Annotated in this window: 14 protein-coding genes; 9 read left to right on the plus strand and 5 right to left on the minus strand. The window is 59.9% G+C overall.

All coding sequences use genetic code 11. The features are described 5' to 3' along the window. Positions 1-6: 6 nt before the first annotated feature. Together AAC850_RS12730 and AAC850_RS12735 are read left to right on the plus strand one after the other, a co-directional pair. Positions 7-762: an SDR family NAD(P)-dependent oxidoreductase gene (locus AAC850_RS12730; protein WP_340589186.1), complete on the plus strand. Its 756-nt coding sequence runs from the start codon at positions 7-9 to the stop codon at positions 760-762. A 136-nt stretch (positions 763-898) separates the two neighbouring features. Continuing rightward, positions 899-1,930 carry a PfkB family carbohydrate kinase gene (locus AAC850_RS12735; protein ID WP_340589187.1) on the plus strand — a complete coding sequence of 344 codons (1,032 nt, stop codon included), beginning with the start codon at positions 899-901 and terminating at the stop codon, positions 1,928-1,930. A gap of 6 nt (positions 1,931-1,936) precedes the next feature. Here the strand turns inward: AAC850_RS12735 and AAC850_RS12740 are convergent, their stop codons facing one another. Continuing rightward, positions 1,937-2,956, minus strand: a complete 1,020-nt coding sequence (locus AAC850_RS12740; RefSeq protein WP_340589188.1) for a sugar kinase — start codon at positions 2,954-2,956, stop codon at positions 1,937-1,939. Positions 2,957-3,198: 242 nt separating this feature from the next. Between AAC850_RS12740 and AAC850_RS12745 the strand changes: the two genes are divergently transcribed. Both AAC850_RS12745 and AAC850_RS12750 read left to right on the plus strand, forming a co-directional pair. Then, complete coding sequence (locus AAC850_RS12745) at positions 3,199-4,020, plus strand: S1/P1 nuclease (RefSeq protein ID WP_340589189.1); 822 nt, start codon at positions 3,199-3,201, stop codon at positions 4,018-4,020. A gap of 41 nt (positions 4,021-4,061) precedes the next feature. Continuing rightward, on the plus strand, positions 4,062-5,516 hold the full coding sequence (locus AAC850_RS12750; protein WP_340589190.1) for an AMP nucleosidase: 1,455 nt from the start codon (positions 4,062-4,064) through the stop codon (positions 5,514-5,516). On the opposite strand, the gene AAC850_RS12755 is transcribed toward AAC850_RS12750, so the two are convergent. From AAC850_RS12755 to AAC850_RS12770, 4 genes are all read right to left on the minus strand, one after another. Then, positions 5,513-7,195 carry a bifunctional metallophosphatase/5'-nucleotidase gene (locus AAC850_RS12755; protein WP_340589191.1) on the minus strand — a complete coding sequence of 561 codons (1,683 nt, stop codon included), beginning with the start codon at positions 7,193-7,195 and terminating at the stop codon, positions 5,513-5,515. The genes AAC850_RS12750 and AAC850_RS12755 overlap by 4 nt on opposite strands. A 96-nt stretch (positions 7,196-7,291) precedes the next feature. Further along, positions 7,292-9,805, minus strand: coding sequence for a TonB-dependent receptor (locus tag AAC850_RS12760; protein ID WP_340589192.1), 2,514 nt, complete (start codon positions 9,803-9,805; stop codon positions 7,292-7,294). 257 nt (positions 9,806-10,062) lie between these two features. Beyond that, a complete protein-coding gene (locus AAC850_RS12765; RefSeq protein ID WP_340589193.1) occupies positions 10,063-10,986 on the minus strand; it encodes an isopenicillin N synthase family dioxygenase in 924 nt (307 codons plus the stop codon). Between the two features lie 11 nt (positions 10,987-10,997). Beyond that, entirely contained in the window at positions 10,998-12,344 is a 1,347-nt protein-coding gene (locus AAC850_RS12770) for a NupC/NupG family nucleoside CNT transporter (protein WP_340589194.1), read from the minus strand. 124 nt (positions 12,345-12,468) lie between these two features. Here AAC850_RS12770 and AAC850_RS12775 point away from each other — a divergent pair, with 124 nt between their 5' ends. The 5 genes from AAC850_RS12775 (at position 12,469) to AAC850_RS12795 (ending at position 17,850) form a co-directional block, all read left to right on the plus strand. After that, on the plus strand, positions 12,469-13,143 hold the full coding sequence (locus AAC850_RS12775) for a queuosine precursor transporter (RefSeq protein ID WP_340589195.1): 675 nt from the start codon (positions 12,469-12,471) through the stop codon (positions 13,141-13,143). Then, the gene (locus AAC850_RS12780; protein WP_340589196.1) at positions 13,140-13,559 is read left to right on the plus strand and encodes a cytidine deaminase; all 420 of its coding nucleotides are present in this window, start codon (positions 13,140-13,142) and stop codon (positions 13,557-13,559) included. Before AAC850_RS12775 ends, AAC850_RS12780 begins: the two co-directional genes overlap by 4 nt. Before the next feature lie 259 nt (positions 13,560-13,818). Continuing rightward, positions 13,819-14,001, plus strand: a complete 183-nt coding sequence (locus tag AAC850_RS12785) for a hypothetical protein (protein ID WP_340589197.1) — start codon at positions 13,819-13,821, stop codon at positions 13,999-14,001. Between the two features lie 273 nt (positions 14,002-14,274). Then, complete coding sequence (locus AAC850_RS12790) at positions 14,275-15,624, plus strand: FecR domain-containing protein (RefSeq protein ID WP_340589198.1); 1,350 nt, start codon at positions 14,275-14,277, stop codon at positions 15,622-15,624. Positions 15,625-15,681: 57 nt separating this feature from the next. Next, the gene (locus tag AAC850_RS12795; RefSeq protein WP_340589199.1) at positions 15,682-17,850 is read left to right on the plus strand and encodes a CHASE2 domain-containing protein; all 2,169 of its coding nucleotides are present in this window, start codon (positions 15,682-15,684) and stop codon (positions 17,848-17,850) included. The last annotated feature ends 8 nt before the right edge of the window (positions 17,851-17,858 follow it).

The following is a 17,858-nucleotide window of genomic DNA, read 5'->3' on the forward strand; positions in this document are numbered from 1 at the left end:
ATTATAATGGGTAAATTCGCAGGAAAAACCGCCATCGTTACAGGCGGCAGCCGCGACATCGGGCGCGCAACTTGCGTCAAGCTCGGCAGCGAAGGGGCCAATGTTGTTGTCAATTACAACAGTAATGAAGCCGACGCCGATGCTGCAGTAGCTGCCGTAGAAGCTGCGGGCGGCAAAGCCATCAAGGTGAAGGCCGATGTGACCAAGGCGGCCGAGGTGGACGCGCTAGTAGCAGCGACGCGTGAAGCGTTCGGTGACGAGATCCACATTCTCGTGAATAACGCTGGCGGACTGGTCGCGCGCAAAAAGCTGGATGAGATGGACGAGGAATTCTTCAACTTCGTAATGCAGTTGAACATGACTTCGGCCTTCCTCGCCTGCAAGGCGACGGTGCCGCACATGCCCGAAGGCAGCGCCATCGTGAACCTTGCTTCGCTGGCTGGCCGTGACGGCGGCGGCGGCGGCGCGGTTGCCTATGCTACTTCAAAGGGCGCCGTGATGACCTTCACGCGCGGTCTGGCGAAAGAGCTCGGTCCGCAGGGGATCCGCGTGAATGCGCTGTGCCCGGGCATGATCGCCACGGCATTCCACGACAAGTTCACGCCTGACGCCGCTCGCGAGAATGTTGCCAATTCGACACCGCTAAAGCGTCAGGGCCGTCCGGAAGAAACTGCTGACCTGATTGCGTACCTCGCGTCGGATGAAGCTTCGTTCATCTCGGGCGCGAACTACGACATCAATGGCGGCCTGGCGTTCTCGTAAGATAGCAGGGACCGGCGGGCAGGGATGCCGGCCGGTTTCAGGATCGAAGATATAAGCTGCGGGCTGGCAGACGCTGGCAAGCGCGTGGGAGACTTGGCCAAGGTCGCCAGCACATCAAGGAAATGGGTTTAGTAAAATGGCGGATTTTCTTTCATTCGGTGAAATCATGTTGCGCCTCAAGACACCGGGGCATGAACGCTTTTTCCAGTCGCCTGCATTCGAGGCGACTTTCGGGGGCGGTGAAGCCAACGTGGCGGTTGCGCTGAGCAATTACGGTCTCGACGCGGGCTTCGTCACGGCTTTGCCGGACAATGACATCGGCGAAAATGCGATCATGGAGTTGCGTAAATTCGGTGTCGATACCGCGCATGTCAGCCGCTCGGGTGATCGGGTCGGCATCTACTTCCTTGAAACCGGCTCCAACCAGCGCCCGTCGAAGGTCGTTTATGACCGCGCCAATTCCTCGATTTGTAACGCCGGGCGTGATGAATTCGATTGGCCGACCATTTTCAATGGCGTCAAATGGCTGCACATCACCGGCATCACGCCCGCGCTAAGTGCATCTGCTGCCGAGCTCTCGATGGACTGCGTGAAAGCCGCAAAGGAAGCTGGGGTAACCGTTTCGTGTGACTTCAACTTCCGCGGCAAGCTCTGGAAATACGGCAAGACCGCACCTGACGTGATGCGCGAACTGGTCAAATATGTCGATGTCGGCATTGCCAATGAAGAAGATTGCCAGAAGTCGCTCGATATTACCGTCGATGTCGACGTGGAATCGGGTGAACTCGACACTGCCAAATACGAGGCACTGGGACAGAAGGTGCTCGACATCTATTCGGACATGCACACTATTGCGATCACGCTGCGCGAAAGCCTCAGCGCGGATCGTAACAACTGGTCCGCCTGCCTGCGCACCCGCGACGGTGGCTTCAAACTGTCGAAGAAGTACGAGCTCACCGATATTGTTGATCGCGTCGGTGGCGGGGACAGCTTCGCCTCCGCACTGATCTACGGCCTCAATGCCTACGAGGATCGCCAGCAATCGCTGGAATTCGCCGTGGCGGCGAGCGCGCTCAAGCACACCATCCTCGGCGATTTCAACCGTGTCACGGTTTCCGAAGTTGAAAAGCTGATGAGCGGTGACGGATCTGGACGTGTACAGCGCTAGAAACGACTAGCGCCTTACGTCCCGACCACCCTGTTCGAACGCGGCGAGATCATCGCGGCTGAACAGCGGCATGTCGCCGGGCAGGCTATGTTCCAGCACAGCCAGACCAAGGCCTGCCCGGGCCATGCTTTCGACATCGGCTCCTTCCAGATACTTGTGCAATACGCCCGCCGCAAAGGCATCACCGGTGCCGATACGATCGATGATACCTGTCACATCGACTTCGCCGGTCGAAGCTGATGCGTCGGGCAGATCTACGCGCGCCGCGATGCGGTGGTGATCGACATCGATAACATGGCGCGCGGTTGAAGCGATAAGTTTGAGGTTGGGAAAGGCGGCAAAGCCCGCTTCAGCGGCCTCTCGGCGACGGTCAAGCCCATCACCGTCGAACTCCTTACCGGTCAGCAGGCTGATGTCCTTGTGATTGCCGAACAGGAGGTCAGCCTTGCCGATGATTTCGGTCAGGATCGTCTTCGGGTCGCTGTCCCACGCAGCCCAGAGTTGCGGTCGGAAATTTCCGTCGAAGCTGATCGGGACGCCCGCCGCACGCGCTGCCTCCGCTGCGGCGAGGGCGGCTTCGGCGCTATTGGGTCCAAGCGCGGGCGTAATTCCAGAAAGGTGCAACAGAGCGGCGCCTTCGAGCGCGGACTCAAAATCGAACAGCTTCGTTTCGGCTCTGGCGAATGTCGAGCTGGCCCGGTCATAAGTTATTGCGGAAGCCCGTAGGCCCTGGCCCTGCTCGAGGAAGTAGAGGCCCATCCGGCCCGGCGCGTTCGTCACGCTTCTTACATCGACACCGCGTGCCGCGAGTGTGCCAACTGCCAGCCTGCCCAGCGGATTGTCGGCAACGCAGCTGACCATCTTTGTCGAGTGCCCAAGACAGGCCAGGCCAGCGAGTACGTTAGCCTCTGCTCCGCCGACTTCGACATCGAGCGACTGCGCCTGGGCAATCATTTTGCGGCCGGGCGGAGTGAGCCGCAGCAACAGCTCACCAAAGCCGACAACCTGTCCTTTTGAACTGCTCATGCCTTAAATCCCCGCCATGCCCGTGCCCGGTCCTGCGCCGCCGGATTTGGCAGTGACGCTCGGACCCGTTGACCGGTGCTGTGAGGGAGCCTCACCCATCACACGAAAGAGATATAGGGGCTTCGCTGCGATGTATAGCGGCCTGCTCATGCAAACGTATTCTCAACAGTCTCCCGTCGCATGTTCGTGGATCGGCGATGCCACTTCACAGGCGTGTCATTTCGTGTAGCTAGAAAAGCAATATGATCAGAACAATCGCAACAGCATTCGCCGCCGCAGGGCTTATTGCAACGACGCCAGCCCAAGCTTGGGGTCCGATAGGCCATCGCGTCACCGCAGAGATTGCCGAGGACAATGTCAGCGGCCGCACGCGCGCAGAGATCGCGGAAATCCTTGGCACCGAAGGTCTTCCTGAGGCCAGCACCTGGCCTGATGAACAACGCTCCAACCCGGCCTCTTTCTGGCAGGAGAGTGCAGGTTCGTACCACTATGTCACGCTTCCCGAGGGACGCGGAGTCGAGCAATTGCAGCACCCGCCAGAAGGTGACGCGCTGACTGCTTTGGCGAGTTTCACGGCTACATTGCGCGATGATACTGCCACGCGCGAGGAGAAGGCGCTGGCACTGCGCTTTGTCGTCCATCTTGTGTCTGACCTGCATATGCCCCTTCATTCCGGCAATGGTACAGACCGCGGCGGTAATGACGTGGTCGTCGACTGGTTCGACGAAAAGACCAACTTGCACTGGGTATGGGACGAAGGAATGATCCTGCGCCAGCAGCTGTCCTACTCAGAATACGCGGATCGTCTGGAACGGCGGATCGGGCCTGTGCAAGTACTTGCCTGGTGGGACAAGACCCCGACGAACTGGGTTGCCGAAAGCGCGACATTGCGCGACAGGATCTATCCTGAAACCGGGCCGGAACGAGGCATGGGTACGCAGGATTCGCCGGTCACCATCGGCTATAGCTACCACTGGACCTGGATGCCGAGCGTGGAACAACGGCTTGCCCAGTCGGGCGTCCGGTTGGCAGCTTATCTCGACTGGGTATTTGCCGAGCAATAGGCTAGTGAAGGCCTTTAATCATTCTTGAAAACGGAGCGTTTGTGGCAACCACGACGGGTGAAATAGACAGTATTCTCGACCAATTGGAGGCAATCTCGGACGCTTCCCGGTCCAACCTTGTTGCGGCACTGGGCCGCTATGCCGAAGATCGCACACCACCCGACCCAAAGCAGCGCGCGAAAGGCATTTTTGCCTATCCCGAGCTAACCCTGCGCTACGCCGATGATGAGAAGGCAAGTCATCCTGCCCGCTCCTTCGCCCGGCTAAATCAGCCCGGCACCTACACCAGCTCGATTGCCGAACCGGGTCTGTTCCGCCCGTATCTTAAGGAGCAATTGCAATATCTTGTCGAAGATTACACCGTCGAACTTGAAGTCGGCCTATCGGGCGACGAAATTCCCTATCAATACGTCCTGGATGGCGGCGCGCTTGAGCTGCAAGGCGCCAGCAGCGCGGAACTGACACGGCATTTCCCGGCTTCGGACTTGGTCAAGATCGGGGATGAGGTCGTCGATGGCACCTGGATCAGCCGCCGCGACGGCGAACGCCCGCTGTCGTTATTCGATGCGCTTCGAACTGATTTCAGCCTCGCCCGCTTGCGGCACTACACCGGCACGCCTGCCCGACATTTCCAGCGCTATGTGCTGTTCACCAATTACATCCGTTATGTCGAGGAATTCATCGATTTCGCGCTGGCCGAGCTCGCCGATCCGGAGAGCCGCTATAAACGTTTTTCTGCGCCCGGTGTCGTAATCGAGCGCGGCGATCTGGAAGGCGCGCGCGCCAAGGTAACGGCGGGGACATGGCGCAAGCACCAGATGCCCGCCTATCACCTTGTCGGGAAAGACAATTCGGGCATCACGCTGGTCAATATCGGCGTTGGCCCCTCCAACGCCAAGACGATTTGCGACCACATAGCGGTGCTGCGACCCGAGGTATGGCTGATGATTGGCCATTGTGGCGGATTGCGACCCAGCCAGACCATTGGCGATTACGTCCTGGCGCACGCCTATCTGCGGGACGACAACGTGCTCGATAATGAGATCCCGCCCGAAATTCCTATCCCGCCAATCGCCGAAGTTCAGACAGCGATGTTCGATGCGGCGCGCAACATCACAAGCGACAGCGACGAGCAGCTCAAGCGACGCCTTCGCACCGGCACGGTCGTGACGACCGACGACCGTAACTGGGAGCTGCACTACACCCGCTCTGCCTTGCGCTTCAACCAGAGCCGCGCGGTAGCAATCGACATGGAATCGGCGACGGTTGCAGCACAGGGTTACCGCTTCCGCGTACCTTACGGCACGCTACTGTGCGTGTCGGACAAGCCTTTGCATGGTGAGATCAAACTGCCGGGGCAGGCCAATGTCTTCTACGAGCGCTCAGTCAGCCAGCACTTGCGGATCGGGATCGAAACGCTTGCCCTGCTGAGCAAGGTCGGCGGCAGCTTCCACAGCCGCAAATTGCGCAGCTTTGACGAGCCGCCGCTTCGCTAGCTCAGTGGCGTAAGGTCACGCACCCGGCCACAGACTGGCACGGTCAGCTCACCAGCGGCGACATAGGCCTCCAGCGCGTCGATATCGAAGCCGACATTGGCAATTTCGGGCACCTGAGAAAATTGCGCAAACCCGTCCCCGCCGCCGGCAAGGAAGCTGTTTGTGACAACGCGGTAGGTTCGTGCACTGTCGAGCGGTTCTCGGTTGATTAGCAATTCTTGCACGCGCTGGTTCGCAGGCCGGTTTCGATCAAACGTGTACTGCACGCCATGCGAAGGGGTCAGGAGCGAATCACAAATGCTTGCCGGACTTTCGTTGCAAAATTGCTGTTCGAGGACGGTGCGGATCTGCGCTCCGGTCATTTCCAGCACGATCACTCCATTGCCGAAAGGAGCCATGGCGGCGAGCTCTCCGTAAGTCAGGACGCCGTCATTTGCGCCCGAGAGGTCTGTGCGCACGCCGCCAGAATTGACGATTGCAAAATCGACGGGCTCGGGCAGGGCAGCATTGGCGGCGGCAAGGTAGGCGTCAGCCGTCAAGTCTTCTGACGGGTCGTCGCTGCAGTCTTCGCCGTGCTCGCCAGTATCCTTGATCGTTCCCACGGCCCGGTTGGCTACAGGGCCTGAGGCTTCTGCATAGACGGCCACGAGACTTGCGATTGCCGTATCACTACCCGCGCTTCCATCGACCGGGGTGTTGGTGCCACTTACCGAAACGACCGCATCTCTCTCAGGATCGACTTTCATGGTGATATCGGTCACGAAACCGCCATAGCGCCCGCCGGAGGTCAACAAGGTTTCGCCGCCCGCTGCGTTGGGGACTGAGCAGACGTATGCCTGGTGCGTGTGGCCGGAGACGACAACAGAAATCGAGGGATCAAGCCGCTCGACAATCGGCACGATCGAACCAGAGAGGTCGGGGCAGCCGGCAAGAACGTATTCTCCAGCCACTTCGGCACCTTCGTGAATGAGGAGGACTACGGCATCGGCGCCCTGTGCGCGCAAGCCCGCTGCAAGAGCGTTGGCTGTCTCGGCTTCGTCGAGGAATTCATAGCCCGCTGTTGCCTGTGCAGAGACCAGAACGGGCGTGCCTTCCAGCGTAAGGCCGATAAAACCGATCCTTGCTCCATCGACTTCGCGCATCGCAGTTCCGGGGAATAGCGTTCCGCCTTCATCGTCGACCACATTGCCCGCGAGATATTCAAACCCGGCTCCTGCAAATGGCTCCACACCGCATGGTTCACGCAAGGTGAATTGTTCGCATCCCCCGTTCTGCATCCGAAGCAACTCCTGCGTCCCGCGATCAAATTCGTGATTGCCGACGGAGGCGACATCCAGGCCCATTCCGGACAATGCGCGGATCGATGGCTCATCGAGGAACAATGCCGAGATGAGCGGGCTGGCACCCACGAGATCGCCTGCCGCCACTGTTATCGAATTGACCTGCCGCAAACCAGCCAGGGTCGCCGCCAGTTGCGCCGCGCCCCCCAATTGCACCTGTCGAACCTCGCCGTCCTGCTCGAAGGAGTACACCCGCTGCGGCGTTTCGAGATTGCCGTGAAAATCGTTGATCGCGAGGATCTGGACGGTGACCGGTTCGGCAGGAGCATCGGCAGGCGTGGTAGCGCAGGCAGAGAGCGAAATGGTGGCGAGGAGAGCGGCGCAGAGCTTTGTTTTCATGCCGCCCCTTATGCCAAGAAGGATGACAAAAGAAAGGCGGCGGCGCTCTTTCGAACGCCGCCGCCTCCATGTTTCGACAAATGCTGTCGCTGGGACTTAGTAGCCCAGGATCAGCGAGATGCTTGCAGCGCGCGGGGCACCGATCTGGGCGAAGCCAAATCCATCCAGCGAACCGCCGAAGAACCCGATGTAATATTCATCGAAGATGTTCGTTACGTTCACCTGCACTGCCGCATTCGTACCATTGGAGAATTCGGCAATGTTGTAGCGCAAGTCGAAGTCGACCAGCGTGTAGGACGGTGCCCGATCGGTGTTCAGATCGTTGATCCAGCGCGGACCGGTGTGCTTGGCCTGCACGCCGAGTTCCAGTCCGGCGAAGTGTGCCTGGGCACGGCCACCGAAGCTGTAGCTTGGCGTACCGGACTCTGCATTGCCTGCCGTCGGGATGAAGATCGGCGCGCCGGTACCGTCGACGCCTTCCTGCACATCGTCCTGGATCTCGGATTCATTGATCGAACCGAAGACGTAGAGCAGCGTGTTGTCGGTCGGCGAGAAGGACAGCGAACCGTCGAGACCATACTTGTCGACCACGCCAAGGTTACGGAACACGACCGCGCCTTCACCGTTACGCGCTTCCGGATCGAACGCCGATGCGAGGCGATCATTGTAGCGCGTGTACCAACCGGCGAGCTGTGCCTGCACACGGCCGCTGGTGAAGCGGAGACCTGCGTCGAAGCTTTCGGTGGTTTCCGGAACCGGGCGCGCACGCTCGTCTTCAGGGATGTAGAGCGAGTCGTAAAGCGGATCAGTACCGGGCACCGAGAGACCCATGTTGAAGTTACCGAATGCCGACAGGGCATCTGTAAGTTCATAGGTGAAGCCCAGCGAAGGCAGGAGCTTGTCGTAATTGTACTCACGCGAAAGCGGTCCGACATGATCGTCGTTCAGCGCTTCATACTCGGACAGATCCTGGCCAGGGGTCGGACAGTCCACGAAGCCGTTGATCGAGGTCGTGTAGCAGTTCTGGTTCAACTCACGTGTGAAGAACGGCATCCGCAAGCCGGCAACGACGTTGAGCGGACCAAAGCGACCCGAATACTCCGCCGAAAGCTGGTTGAGGATGGCGAAGGACTTGCGATCACGCTTGTTCACTTCATTGCCGAACGTATCGAGCAGCGGTGTGTCGATGGCGTAGATGTCCAGGATCTCGCCATTGGCCTGCATACCGGTGATCTGGCCGGTCTGACGGTGACGGGCATGATCCAGCGTGTAAGCGATACGCGCACGGTGGTCTGAGCTGATGTCGTAGATCAGGTTGGCCACGAGACCATAACGGTCGGTCGTCGTCTGGCTCGGGTCGTTACCTGCAACGCGATCAAGCAGATCACCGTCACCGTTGAGGTCACGGCCGAAATAGTAGCCGCCGTTGAAGGCACCGGTCAGGCCCATAGTCCCGCCGAACGGAGTGAAGAATGATTCACGCAGGTCATCGGGTCCGCCACCGTTCGCCTTCACGTACTGGTAACTTGCATCCAGTGCGAAGGTGAGCGGATCAGCGATGCTGAACAGCGAGTTGAAGCGGACGTTACCGGTCCGCGATGGGTTGAAACGGCGGTAGAAAGCAGCACCGCAGTCACCGCGATCGTTGTAACGTTCGGAAACGCCAGGTGTCCCGCCGCTGCCGATCAGGACATTGCTGTCCACGGTGCAGGGGAATTCGCCAGAACCTTCGTAAACTGTGAAGCGTTCCTCGCGAGTGAATCCGCCATCGTAGAAATCGAGTAGCGTGCTCAGGCGCTCAGAACCTGCAAAATTGTTGACGTTTTCGTTGAAGTGGCCGGTCAGCGAGACGAAGTCGCCGTTGGTACCAATATCCTGCCAAATGCGGGCATTGAGCTGCGTCTTGTCGACTTCGCCGTACGGATTGTAGGGCACGCCGTAGTTGGTGTAGCTGACCGCGCCGAACATCTTGAGGCCGTTGCCTGTGATGTCGCCCGTATCGAACATGACGAAGCCGCGGTAGTAATCGGTGTTTTCCGCTCCATCGGCGAGAACCTGGCCGTAAGATGCCGTAGTGGTGATCGCCATGAAGTCCGAAGGTTCGCGCGTGCGGATGTTGATGGTGCCACCGGCTGCCGAAGCGGTCGGGCTGTCTACGTCGGTCGTGCCGAGGTTCACGTTGACCGAGGACAGGACTTCGCTGTCGACCTGCTGGTTGGTGTACAGCGCGTAGTTGCCGCTATCGTTCAGCGGAATGCCGTCCAGCGTTTGCGACACACGATCCGCACTGAAACCGCGGATGGTGAAGCCACCGCCCGAGGAGCCCCAAGGGTCGTTGTTCTGGAAGCTTACGCCAGGGACCAGGTTGACGATGTCGTTGACAGACTGGCCGGGACGTTGACGACGGATGATTTCTTCATTCAATTCCTGCTTCGCACGCGGCGTTTCAGGAATTTCGATGCCGCCGACGTCGCGGTTTACTGAACCGGTGACGACGATGGTCGTCTCTTCGAAGTCGGTGGAGCCCGTCGACTGGGCCGATGCCGTGCCGGCAAAGCCAGCGCTCACGATGCTCGCTACACTGGCAGCGAGAAGAAACCTGATTTTCATGTCCCTGAATTCCTTGTTTTGGGATTGACTGACCCGGAGAGGGCTGCCGGTCGGATAGTGACCAATGGGGACACTTTTCTTTCATCGATGTGACACCGCAACGTCTTACGGTCACATCACGGGCATTTCTTGTGGGCTGGGGTTGGTTTCGCACGCAACTGTTGCTGCAACGCAACAAACAAACGGCTCTCAAGGCGCGAAAACGGCTCGAATGGGCCCGACTTCGTCGAAATCGAGCGAATCGGCTGACACTGATGTCAGGCCAGTCCGATTTCGCGCAGGCGCTGCAGAAGGAACTCGTGCGCGGTGATCGGTGGAGCAGGGTTGTCGCCTTCGTCCACGCATTGCGGCAATGGCTCGATCAGGAAGTCTGGACGAAAATGCAGGAAGAACGGCATCGAGTAGCGCGACCGCCGAGCCGCCTTTCCGCCCGGATTGACTACGCGGTGGGTTGTCGAGCGCAGCCGGTTGTTGGTCAGCCGTTCGAGCATGTCACCCACGTTCACCGCCAGTGCGCCGGCGGGAGGAGAGACCGGCACCCACTCATCCTGCTTGTTGAGCAGTTCCAGCCCGGCCTCTTCTGCGCCCAATAGCAAGGTGATCGTGTTGATATCGCCGTGCGCTGCAGCGCGGATGGCACCTTCGGGTACATCGTCACCGAGCGGAGGATAGTGCAGCAGCCGCATGACCGAGTTACCGTCCGCAACCGTGTCTTCAAAATAGTCGTCTGCCAGCCCGAGATGCATGGCGATGGCACGCAGTATGGTGTCGCCTGCCTTCTCGAACTCGGCAAAGAGCTGCTCGAACGTTTCCCGGAATCCGCTGATTTCTTTCGGCCAAATGTTGGGCGCCATCATGTCGGAGAAGCGGTGCCCCTCGGGCAGCGAGCGGCCAACATGCCAGAATTCCTTGAGGTCATGCACCTGCGCATCCTTGGCGATCTCGGTGCCGAAGGGCGTGTAGCCGCGCGCTCCTCCTCCCCCTTCGATATGATAGCCACGCTTCACATCGGTTGGGAGGGCGAAGAAAGCCTTTGCCAACTCCTCTGCACGGTCGATCAGTTCCTGCGGGATGCCGTGATCGCGCACGATGGCAAAGCCATATTCGGCAAAGCTGCGACCCAAGTCGTCGGAGATATCTTCGAGTGGCTTTTCGAGCGAAATCGAAGCGAGAGCGGGCATGGTCAAGGTCCTCAATACGGTAGGACGAGCCCGGCCAATGCCGCGCTCATTAAATTGGCGAGCGAGCCTGCAGCCAGTGCGCGCAAGCCGAGTTTGGCAATCACAGGGCGCTGGTTCGGTGCGAGCCCGCCTGTCACAGCCATCTGGATAGCGATCGAGCTGAAGTTGGCAAAGCCGCACAGCGCGAAGGTCACGATGGCACGGCTGCGCTCGGTCAGTTCACCGCCGGTCATGGCGCCCAGTTCGATAAAGGCGACAAATTCGTTGAGCACGATCTTGGTGCCGAAAAGGCCTCCGGCAAGCTGCGCCTGCTGCCAATCCGATATGCCGATCAGGTACATGACCGGCGCAAATACAAAGCCGAGCAGTTGTTGGAAGCTGACGTCAGGATAGCCGAACCAACCGCCAATCCCGCCGAGAATGCCATTGGCAAGTGCGACCAGCGCGACGAATACCATCACCATCGCACCGACTGCGACCGCCAGCTTTACGCCGGTCTGCGTGCCCTGTGCAGCAGCTTCGATGACGTTTGCCGGGCGGTGGCCTTCCTCGAATGTCTCGGCCACTTCGACTTCATGCGCCTTGCCACTTTCGGTGAGCGCGGCAGGTCCTTCCGCACTGATCCGTGCATCGGGCAATTTGATTTCTTCCATATCTACGCCAGAAAGCTCCGCTGCATCGCGGGCGAGGTCGCTTTCATCATCGGGCATGATGATCTTGGCCATCAGGATACCGCCCGGCGCCGACATGAATGCCGCTGCCAATAGGTAGGGAACGGCCTCGGAACCGATAAAGCTCGCATAGGCAGCCAGGATTGTTCCCGCGACACCCGCCATGCCCACGGCCATGAGCGTGAACAGCCGGCTGGGTGACAGCGCCGCGAGATAGGGGCGCACAACCAGCGGGCTTTCCGACTGGCCGACAAAGATATTGGCCGCGCTACCAAGCGCCTCGACCTTGCTGATGCCGGTGATCCAGCCGATTGCTCCGCCAACCCAGCGTACCAGCCTTTGCATGATGCCCCAGTGGTAAAGGATCGAGACTATGGCCGCGAAGAACACAATCACCGGCAGGGCGGCGATGACGAAGGTGTTGGTGAAAGGATTCGAACCCATCGGGCCGAAGATCGCCTCGATGCCAATCACGGAATAGCCAAGCAGCGCGATCACGCCGTTTGACAGGAACTGGATCGCCTGCACACCCCAAGGCGTGCTGAGCACAAGGACCGCCATCAGCGCCTGCAGCGCGAAGGCGGCACCCACGACACGCAACTTGATGCGCCGCTTTCCGGTCGACAGCAGGAAAGCGATCAACAGGATCGCGATGATCCCTGCGAGCGATACGATTTGGGGAGGCACGGCTTCTCCTAGCAAGCGATTGACAGTGCTCCTTGCCTATTCGCTCGCCGTGTTCAAACGGAAATTGGGAGTTATCCCGCGCCGGGGCTTGCCAATCACATCCCAGCGGCCATAGCCATCGCGCATGACCGATACCGCTGCGAATGCCCGCTCACTCCCGATGTCCCGCTCCATGTTCGTCATGACCTTGCTATATGGCGGGATGACGGTGATTGCAGGCGTGCTCGCCTTCAAGCAGTTCGCCATCGGGCCGCTGGTGGTCGAGAGTGGTATTCTCGCATTCCTGCTGCTGGTCGTGATCTCGAGCGTGGTTTCGCAGCAACACGGCAAGGCTGCTGCAGACCGACTAGTACTGTGGGGATTTCTACCGCTCGCCTTCTCTATCGTATTGATCGGTATCGTGCTGGCGCTGCCTGCGTCTCCCGACATGCCGGCCCAAAATCTCGATGCGTTCAATACTGTTCACGCGCAGACACCCCGCATTATGGCGGCGGGACCGGTCGCCTACGGTGTCTCGCTCCTCCTCAATGTCTGGCTGTTCGACCGGCTGCGCGGCAAGGGTGGTGGGGGGAGCCTTTGGCTGATGGTGCGCGGCGCGATTGCGTCTGCCATCAGCCAGGCTGTCGATACTCTGATTTTCATCACGCTCGCATTTTACGGCGAGTTCCCGATTGGCGACCTGTTGGTCGGGCAAGCTATCGCCAAGATTGTACTGTCCTTTGTGCTGGTCCCGTTCCTGATCGCGGGCGCGGTAGCGCTCTCCAAGAAGCTTGATGCTCCGGTGGAGAGCGCAGCGTGACGGGCGAGGAGAAGCTGGTAAGGGCCGCCAAGGCCGCCCGGCTGAAAGCACACGCGCCGTATTCGGATTTTCTGGTCGGCTGCGCAGTCGAAGGCGAAGATGGCGCAATTGCAGTCGGTGCGAACATGGAGAACGCCTGCTACCGCCTTGGTGTTTGTGCGGAACAATCGGCTTTGACCGCCGCTCTCCAGATCTTCGGACTCGAAAGGGTCAAGCGGTTGGTCGTCATTGGCGGTCCGCGCGATGGCTCCGGAACTGACGGCCCTGTTACGCCGTGCGGTGGATGCCGGCAGGCTATCTCCGAAGCAGCAGTCCTGTCAGGACACGACATCGAAATCGTGTGTTTCGATGCGGACGGCGGCAGCCGGACAAGCTTTTCCATATCGCAGCTCCTCCCCGCAGCATTCGAGCTTTGAAGCGTCCCCCGGACCAGACATTATTGCCTTTGTGTGCGCCGCATAACATTTCCTGCGCATATTTGATCGTCCGGCCACAGACCCGCTGACAGGATCGGTCGACTGGCTGACCGGAACGCTGGTCGGTGATCTTGCGGCCGCGATCTGCGTGCTCGTGATCGCCTTTGTCGGCGTCGCTATTTACAAGTCTTTACTCAGCGTTTCCGCAGGGTGGTGTTAACCATTTGTGCAAGATGAAACGAGCGGAGGAAGACGGGAAATGACAGGTACTTCTGCAGATTGGCGGCGATCCGAAAACACGAAACGGATTGCGATCGCCTTCGCAGGAATAGCGACCGTCGCCTGTTTTCTCCTCGCCAGCATCCATTCGAGCAGCCCCGCAGAGGCTGCAGCATCGCCCGGTACGGCGGTCAACAATCCGGCAGATGTCGCCAAGCAATAACCTCCCTAGTGCTTGCTGACATCGCGCGAAAACCTGCCCGGGTCCTTCGGGGGTCGCGCCTGAGACGAACTGCAGGACTAATCGCGGTAACGGATATACCTGTTCGCGTCGGAGCGCTTCGTTCTCGCGGTGTCGCCGATGGGCGCATCGCCCGGGGGCAAGGCGAGGTACTCCGGCGCGGCATTTTCCAACCAGTTGCCAGTTTGCCCTCAGTAATGCTTGCGTGATGCAGGGCCAGCGGCTTAGCTTCCGACGAAATCTAGGGGTTGGGACATGCGCAATACGCGAAACGCACTTATCAGGCTGGTATTCACGATTTTCCTGACAATTGGGGTAGCTGGAGTGCCGTCGCACGTACACGCCCGCACGGCAGACGATGTCGTGACCTACCGGATGGAAGCAGGCGACACGCTGAATGCGATCAACAGTCGCTACCTGGCTTCTACGAATGCCGTCGCGGACGTTGCCCGCTTAAACCGAATTTCCAACCCCCGCCGCATTCCGGTTGGAACTGTCCTGCGCTTACCGCGCCGCCTGCTTGCGTGGCGCAGTGCCGATCTGGTCGTGCGCAGTTTTTCCGGCCCCGTGAATATCGACGGGTCAGTCCCGCAAATCGGCGCACCCTTGGCAGAAGGAGCGATCATCCAGACCGGAAGGAACGGTTTTATCGCCTTCCAGTCCGCCGACGGCGCAACGGTCGCTTTGCCTTCCAATTCCCACGCGCGGTTGGAGCGGGCGCGTATTTATCGATTGCGTGACCTGCGCGATGTTGAATTTCGCATTCTTGGCGGGCGAGGCACGATCAATGCGCCGGTCTTGCGTGACGAAGAGCGATTTCGCACCTCCACACCGGTGGCTGTAACAGCCGTGCGCGGGACCCAATATCGTGTCGGCTTCGATGCGAATACCTCGATGGGGGTTACCGAAGTCATTGAAGGCACAGTCTCCGTCGGAGGATCGACAGCGGACGAAGGCGCAGAGGGTGTCGAAAGCGAAGGGCAATTGACAGAGGCTGGCTTTGGCGTGGCCGCATCGGCTGCTGGAGTGACTGCGCCCGAAGCATTGCTTCCCCCTGCTGAAATCGAATCTCCCGGTGCCATCCAGACTGGAGAGGTCGTCAGCTTCGCGGTCACCCTGCCAGCCGGTGCGCTCGCAACACGCACGCAGATCGCGCGCGATGCCGGATTTCTCGAAGTTATCGCCGAACAGATAGGAAGCGCGCAGGCCACGGACTTCGAAGGAATTGAGGACGGGCGCTATTTCGTTCGGTCGCGAGGGATTTCCAACAGCGGGATCGAAGGCTTGTCCGAAACCTTCTCTTTCCGCCGGAAAAGGCTTGGCGCAGAGGCGGTGGTTGAGCCATCTCCACTTGCGGACGGTTTCCGCTTCGCGTGGCTACCCCAAGGCGAAGGGATTACACATTTTGCATTCCAGCTCTGGCGCGAGGGGGAGGCGGACCGGCCACTTTACGATGAGATCGCTTTGCCCGGCAGCGCGACTGTGATCACTGGGCTGGAACCCGGCAGCTATCTATGGCGTGTTGCTGCGATCCAGTCCGATGCGGAGGAAGGGCTTTTGCAGGTTTGGGGACCCGAGCAAAGTCTGACCGTATCGCCCGAATAATGCGTCGCTCACAATCTCAGAGCTGCGGCTAAGGTCCGGGATCGGGACAGCGCACCAATGGTCTTCCGCCGGCTCTTTTTCGAATGGATCGTGCTGCTTTCGCTCAGCATTGCGTTGGCGTTCTTCGCAGCACGAGCAGATATCGCAAACCGCCTGGACTCCAGCCTGCTGGACCGCGCGGCGGCATTGGCTCGCCCGGCACAGTCTGATGACATCATCATCGTTGCGATCGACGACGCCAGCCTGGCACAAGTGGGCACCTGGCCTTGGCCGCGCACGGTACACGCCAGATTGATCGACGAGCTTGCGCGGGCAGGAAGCGGGCCGGTCCTGTTCGATGTGCTGTTTCTGGAACCATCGACCGCCGCCGATGATGAGCGGCTGGCCGAAGCCATTGCGCGCCATGGCGACGTAATCCTGCCGCACACCTTCGCTCCCCAGCCGAATTCGGCAGCGGGTATCGTACCAGCATTCCCGATTGAGAATCTCCGTCGCAACGCTGCTGCCACAGGTCATGTGGTGATCACGCCCGATCCCGATGGTGTCCTCCGGCGGTTCGATCTGGAGATCACGGCGAATGGAGAAAGTTATCCGCATTTCGCGCTGCAGGCTGCACGGCTGAACGACAGCGGGGTGCAAATGCCGACCGGCGTCGACCCCGTGTTGTCCTTTCATCCTGCCGGGACCTACGCACAGGTTCCAGCGGCCGAGGTGATCGCCGGAAGTGTGCCGGCAGAATTCCTGCGCGGAAAGACCATCATTATCGGGGCGACAGCGCAGGGGATGGGCGATCGCTATTCGGTCGGGTCCGGCAGCATTTCGGTGATGCCCGGCGTGGAAACGCAAGCGAACCTTTATGATGCCTTGGGGCGGGGTGGACTTGTCTCGGACTGGCCACCGGTGTGGTCAGGTCTTCTGGCAGCGTTGGCATTGCTCGCGCAATTTGTCGTGTTCTGGAAGATGTCTCCGCGCGCCGGACTCGCAGCTACGCTCGTTATCGCGGGTCTGGTCGTGGCCGGTGCGGTCCTGTCGGTGCCCTTGACTGGGGCCTGGGTCGCTCCGGGCGTGGCATTGCTGGCGGTGGTGCTGGCCTATCCAATCTGGAGTTGGCGACGACTTACCTCGGTGAGTGCCTATCTCGAAGAAGAGGCCGCCTTCCTGCGACCCGAAGGGGCAAAGCGAGCCAAAGTCGAAGGGTTCGACCAGATCGCTCGCCAGGTCGCGCGGATGCGCAGCCTCGTCAATCACGTCAGCCGCAGCTTCGCATTCCTCGGCAAGGTGATCGAGGCAGCCCCCGATGCCATATTGGTGCTGGACCGGGCGGGGGACGTGGTGATGGCGAACGCCAAGGCAATGGACCTGTTTCCCGATTGGCGCGAGGAGCACCCCCAATCGCTGGCGTCACTATTGCAAGTTAGCGATGCGCAGCACGATGATCTGCGTCACGAAATCCTGTTCCCAGACGGGCGCACATTCCTGGCTGCCCGCGCAGAATTCGATCTCGAGGACGATCTCGAGAGCGGCGAGATCATGGCCTTGCGCGATGTTTCTGACATACGCCGCCGTGAGCAGGAACGGCGGGAAATGCTGGAGTTTCTTTCGCACGACATGCGCACCCCGCAAGTTGCGATCATCGGGCTATCGCGGCAATCGGGACAGGGTGAAGATGCCGAGGACATTTCCCGCCGTATTCGCAAACAGGCTCACCGGACACTCAAGCTGGCCGATGACTTCGTGCAGCTTGCGATGCTGGATGAGGCAGAACTGGACTATGAAGACAGCGATTGCGTTGCCCTCGCCGAAGAGGCTTGCGATCGTGCCTATTCCGCCGCTCGCGCCAAGCGGATTGTTCTCGAACCGGAATTGCCCGAAGAACCCGTTTTCGCTAATGTTGATGCATCGCTGATTGCGCGGCTGCTGGACAATCTCGTTGGCAATGCGATCAAATTTGCCCCCGAAGGCAGTTCGGTGCGGATCGGTCTCGACGATGCTCCGCCTCGCCACTTCTGCCTTTGGGTTGCGGATGCCGGTCCCGGCCTGCCGACCGAAAGGCTTGCCAATCCTTTCGCCCGATTTGGCGCGCATGAACAGCGAGCGGGGCCGAGCGTGGGACTGGGATTGGCCTTCGTAAAACGCGTGGTCGACAGGCATGATGGCACGATTACCGTTGCTTCTCGCAGGGGGAAGGGGACGCGGTTCGAAATCGAACTGCCGCTGCAACGCTAGTCCGAACG

The organism is Erythrobacter alti (genome assembly GCF_037996805.1).
In the GTDB taxonomy this organism is placed as follows: Bacteria; Pseudomonadota; Alphaproteobacteria; order Sphingomonadales; family Sphingomonadaceae; genus Alteraurantiacibacter; species Alteraurantiacibacter alti.